6 protein-coding genes are annotated in these 4,616 nt (G+C 35.6%); 1 reads left to right on the top strand and 5 read right to left on the bottom strand.

From position 1 onward, the window contains the following. Positions 1–246: 246 nt before the first annotated feature. Both cmk and AC1DJR_RS17945 read right to left on the bottom strand, forming a co-directional pair. Complete coding sequence (gene cmk, locus AC1DJR_RS17950; protein ID WP_002011798.1) at positions 247–924, bottom strand: (d)CMP kinase; 678 nt, start codon at positions 922–924, stop codon at positions 247–249. Between the two features lie 130 nt (positions 925–1,054). Further along, a complete protein-coding gene (locus tag AC1DJR_RS17945; protein WP_002135263.1) occupies positions 1,055–1,228 on the bottom strand; it encodes a DUF5359 family protein in 174 nt (57 codons plus the stop codon). Between the two features lie 213 nt (positions 1,229–1,441). On the opposite strand from AC1DJR_RS17945, the gene ansA reads away from it, so the two are divergent. After that, a complete protein-coding gene (gene ansA, locus AC1DJR_RS17940) occupies positions 1,442–2,416 on the top strand; it encodes an asparaginase (protein ID WP_002030754.1) in 975 nt (324 codons plus the stop codon). A gap of 33 nt (positions 2,417–2,449) precedes the next feature. On the opposite strand, the gene AC1DJR_RS17935 is transcribed toward ansA, so the two are convergent. The 3 genes from AC1DJR_RS17935 to AC1DJR_RS17925 form a co-directional block, all read right to left on the bottom strand. Further along, the gene (locus AC1DJR_RS17935) at positions 2,450–3,430 is read right to left on the bottom strand and encodes a YpdA family putative bacillithiol disulfide reductase (RefSeq protein WP_477003162.1); all 981 of its coding nucleotides are present in this window, start codon (positions 3,428–3,430) and stop codon (positions 2,450–2,452) included. A gap of 109 nt (positions 3,431–3,539) precedes the next feature. After that, positions 3,540–4,070: a peptidoglycan recognition protein family protein gene (locus AC1DJR_RS17930; RefSeq protein ID WP_002011791.1), complete on the bottom strand. Its 531-nt coding sequence runs from the start codon at positions 4,068–4,070 to the stop codon at positions 3,540–3,542. A 79-nt stretch (positions 4,071–4,149) separates the two neighbouring features. Continuing rightward, positions 4,150–4,386 (bottom strand): DUF3961 domain-containing protein, encoded by a 237-nt coding sequence (locus tag AC1DJR_RS17925; protein WP_477003161.1) that lies wholly within the window; start codon positions 4,384–4,386, stop codon positions 4,150–4,152. Positions 4,387–4,616 lie beyond the last annotated feature (230 nt).

Below are 4,616 nucleotides of genomic sequence, written 5' to 3'. Positions count from 1 at the left end.
CACATATTCTGTCTCAATACAGTTCACAAGAAACTATATTAAATCTATATAAATAGTATACAGCAAAATCATCTTGAAGAAAGTATGATTTGAAATATAATAGCGAATATATTCTGACAGTTTTTTTCCTCTGTAACTAACTTCTTACAAATTAGCCCATTTGTCAAGAAAAGAGACTTAAAATTCACTTATCCTTTACATTTCAAAAAAAAAAAAAAAATAAAGAAAGAGGATAGTCCTCTTTCTTTATTTCGCAAATACTCCTGAAACAATACCCATAATTTTTTGGACAACTTCTTCAATTGATAAAGAAGTTGTATCTAATTCCAATGCATCATCAGCTTTTTTCAAAGGAGAAACTTCGCGTTCTGAATCTAATTTATCACGCCTAGCAATTTCTTCTCTTAACTGCTCTAAATTAGAATCGAAACCTTTATTCATATTTTCTAAATGTCTTCTTTCCGCTCTTTCTTCTACAGAAGCAAGCATAAAGATTTTCACTTCAGCATCTGGTAGTACATGTGTACCAATATCACGGCCATCCATTACTACGCCGCCTTTTTTAGCTAATCCTTGTTGACGACGTACCATTTCTTCACGAACAAGACGATGCTTTGCTACAATAGATACACGATTCGTCACATCTGGCGTACGAATCACTTCAGAAACATCTTGTCCATTTAAAAATACAAGTTGTGTATTTTCCCCTTGCTGAAATTCAATGTTTACATTTTTTACAACTTCCATTAACTTTTCTTCATTTTCAATATCCACTTTTTGTTCAAGGGCTGCATATGTAATAGTACGGTACATTGCGCCTGTATCAATGTAAACATATGAAAGTTTTTTTGCAACAACTTTTGCCACTGTACTTTTCCCAGCAGCCGCTGGACCATCTATAGCAATCGAAATTCGTTTATCCATTGTAACACCTCATTTTTCACTTATAAAACAAAACGAAAAGCAGGTATTTTCCCCCTGCTTCTTCTCATTTGCCTCACGTCATTAAATCCTCAATAATTGTAGCATAATCCATCATAGAAGAAAATGAAAACTACTTATTCACCTGTAAGATTTCCGCCTTATTTTTCGTGACCACACCTTCGTAATAAACAATTTTCGATAAATATTTCACTGAAGATTTATGTATAAAAAGCAGTTGGACGACAGAAAGAAAAATAAATTGAATCAGTAATATACGAATTATAATTTTCTCCACTTTTTTCAAAAAAACTCACTCCTTCCCTCTCTACACTTACACATCTACTCTCATAAATTTCCATAAACAAAACCTAACCTAATAACCACTTACCGGAGCACACTTAAGGTAATTTATTTTATTGTCATTTTCTAAGCATACTTTTATACATTTTCATTGTCGAATTTACTCAAAACATGTTATGTTCTAAATGTATTTTTCAACTTGAAAGGGGTATAAGCATTGAAAAGAATCCTAGTTTTACACACAGGTGGAACAATTGCAATGGAGGAAGATAAAGAAACTGGGGTCGTACAACCAGGTAAAAAGAATCCTCTTTTAAAATTCATTCCTGATTTAGAAGGCGATGTTGATTTAATTGTCGAAGATGTGTTCCATCTTCCATCTCCTCACATGACTCCTAGCGAAATGCTACAATTGCAAGTCATCATTGACGAAAGAGTAAAACAAGACGATATTCACGGCGTAGTCATCACGCATGGTACCGATACATTAGAAGAGACAGCTTATTTTCTTGATTTAACAGTTCAAGCAACTATCCCAATCGTTGTGACAGGGGCAATGCGTTCTAGTAATGAATTAGGTGCCGATGGTCTATATAATTTCTTATCAGCTGTAAAAGTTGCTAGTAGTAATGAAGCTGCTGAAAAAGGCGTTCTAGTCGTATTAAATGACGAAATACATTGTGCTACAAATGTAACAAAAACGCACACAAGTAATGTCGCGACMTTCCAAAGTCCACAGTACGGACCAATTGGCATGGTAACAAAACGTGGTGTTGTTTTCCATCATGCTTTAGTGCATCACGAAACATGCACAGTACGACAGATTTCTAAAAACGTTGTCGTTCTAAAAGCATACGCAGGTATGGATGATACATTATTATCAGCAATCGAAACACTACCAGTAGACGGAATTGTTATTGAAGCACTTGGACAAGGTAATTTACCTCCAAGAACACTTCCTAGTCTAGGGCGATTAATAGAAAAAGGCATTCCAATTGTATTAGTTTCACGCTGCTTTAACGGTATCGTTCAAGACGTATACTCTTATGAAGGTGGCGGAAAACAATTAAAAGATATGGGCATTGTTTTCACCTACGGTTTAAACGCTCAAAAGGCGCGAATTAAATTACTAGTCGCACTAGAAAACACAAACTCTCACGAAACAATCCAACATATGTTTATGCACGATTAAAAAGAAGCTGTCGAAGATTTCGACAGCTTCTTTTTATTCTTCTCTTGATGCAATGGTTTGCGCAATCGCATCTCCATGGAATCTACCGTTCTCGATAAATATTTCATTTGCGTTATTCCCCGCAGCAATTACACCTGCAATAAAAATATTTTCAGCGTTTGTTTCCATACTACCCTCTATATAAATCGGGCGCCCTGTTTCTTCATCAATCCGAACTCCCATTTTTGTTAAGAAGCTGTGGTCTGGATGGTAACCCGTCATAGCAAATACAAAATCGTTTTGAATTGTATTTACCTCACCATCTACTGTATACGTCAACGTATGCTCAGTAATTTCTTTTACATGCGCATGGAAATGCATTTGAATTGTCCCATTTCGTACTAACGCCTCAAATTCCGGCAAAATCCACGACTTAATACTTGGCGAGTATTCCCCACCACGGTATAGAACTGTTACACGTGCACCCGATTTAACAAGCTCTAACGCTGCATCTATACTTGAATTTTTACCACCTATTACAACGACATCTCGATCAAAATAAGGGTGTCCTTCTTTGAAATAATGAGCTACTTTCTCAAGTTTCTCACCAGGTACATTCATATAATTCGGATTATCATAATATCCAGTTGCGACAACAATGTATTTCGCAACATATATTTCTTTGTTTCCGTCACGCTTCGTCGTTTCAACTTTAAAAACATCACCATCTTTTTGAACTTGTTCCACTCGTTCAAATGCATTTACACGTATAGATTTACGCTTTACTACTTCACGATAATACGCAAGCGCCTGATTACGAAATGGCTTACGATTTTCTGTAATAAAAGCAACTTCACCAATTTCTAATTTTTCACTAGAGGAGAAAAATGTTTGATGAGTTGGATAATTATAAATTGCATTTACAATGTTTCCTTTTTCGATTACTAACGGATTTAACCCCACTTTTTGCAACGAAATCGCCGCTGCTAATCCGCATGGACCGCCTCCGATAATAATAACTGTTTCTTTTTGCATACTTAGTTCACTCCTAGTCTTCTACCTCTGCTCTATTTATATAAACAAGAAAAAACCTACTTACAGCAGTAGGCATCTATCTTTATTGTATTCATTTTTCATATATTTGTCATCTAAACGAAACATACATCCGATAGACATCTGCTAAAAACTGCTGAAATTTAATTCCTTGTTGCCCTAATACATTCTCAGGATCGATTTTCCGAGTAGGATCCAACGTTTTGTGTGACACAATAGCCTTTTTAGGATTTAAACCGAAATTTTGACATAAATAAGCGTGATACCACGTAAAACGAGTATACGCCTCCCAAAAGTTTACGTCGCCACCATAGCAAAGTTCAACCCCAATTGCAGCCTTATTCGCATCATAACCGAATAACTCATTATCCGTTGGCACATTGTATCGAACATGGTACGCAACTTCATTTATAGGAACAATTTCTAATATTGTTTTATCATCAATAAATGTATGCGCTGAAGCTTTCGGTTGTATTTCATTAAAGTAATCCCGATTTCCTATCGCATTGCTACCAGGGTTCCCCGTGTCATGACTTACAATAAATCTTACTTTTGAAAGAGGAATTCCTGGTCGTGAATTTCCATACCCAATATAGTTACGCTCTATAGGGAACATCGCCATTACTACCAACTCCCGCTCTAAAAAATTACCTTACTTCCTTATATATGTATTCGGTGGCAATGTCCTTATGGCATATTTCTTATGCGAAGAGAACATCGAAAATATTTGATGTGAATACCATAAATAATACAATACTTACAGCCACTCCGTAAAAACCGTAAAACCAAATACAATCTTCTTTCGTATCTAAACCGAAAAATTTTTTTACCGATTGTAATAATGTGCCACGCTTGCTTTGTTTGTTTCGTAATACTTCCACTCGTTCTACAACATCTGCTGGCATCATAAATCTTTGGTCTACTGTCATTTTCATCATTTATCTCTCCTTAAAATCATTTCCGTTTTGCTTATCTAAGGAAAGTATAGCACGTTTGTTCGTGTAGAACAAGCGTTCTTTTTTATTTTTTATTCTATTTTTCACCAAACCAAGTAATAATTGTGAATATAAACGCGATAATTGGTCCAACTACAACTGCACCAAATATTAAAAATAATAATCCTTCGCCGAACACCCGAACGACACTTGTTTTTCGGGCTCTCTTAGCT

The organism is Bacillus sp. 05T31 (assembly GCF_056396725.1).
Note: the sequence above shows the minus strand (reverse complement) of the source record. Positions and strands in the feature narration are given on the sequence as shown.

Bases quoted from the DNA above. Each gene is read 5' to 3' on its own strand.
- AC1DJR_RS17935 (WP_477003162.1), bottom strand. From the start codon at position 3,430: ATGCAAAAAGAAACAGTTATTATTATCGGAGGCGGTCCATGCGGATTA.
- AC1DJR_RS17930 (WP_002011791.1), bottom strand. From the start codon at position 4,070: ATGGCGATGTTCCCTATAGAGCGTAACTATATTGGGTATGGAAATTCA.
- cmk (WP_002011798.1), bottom strand. From the start codon at position 924: ATGGATAAACGAATTTCGATTGCTATAGATGGTCCAGCGGCTGCTGGG.
- AC1DJR_RS17925 (WP_477003161.1), bottom strand. From the start codon at position 4,386: ATGATGAAAATGACAGTAGACCAAAGATTTATGATGCCAGCAGATGTT.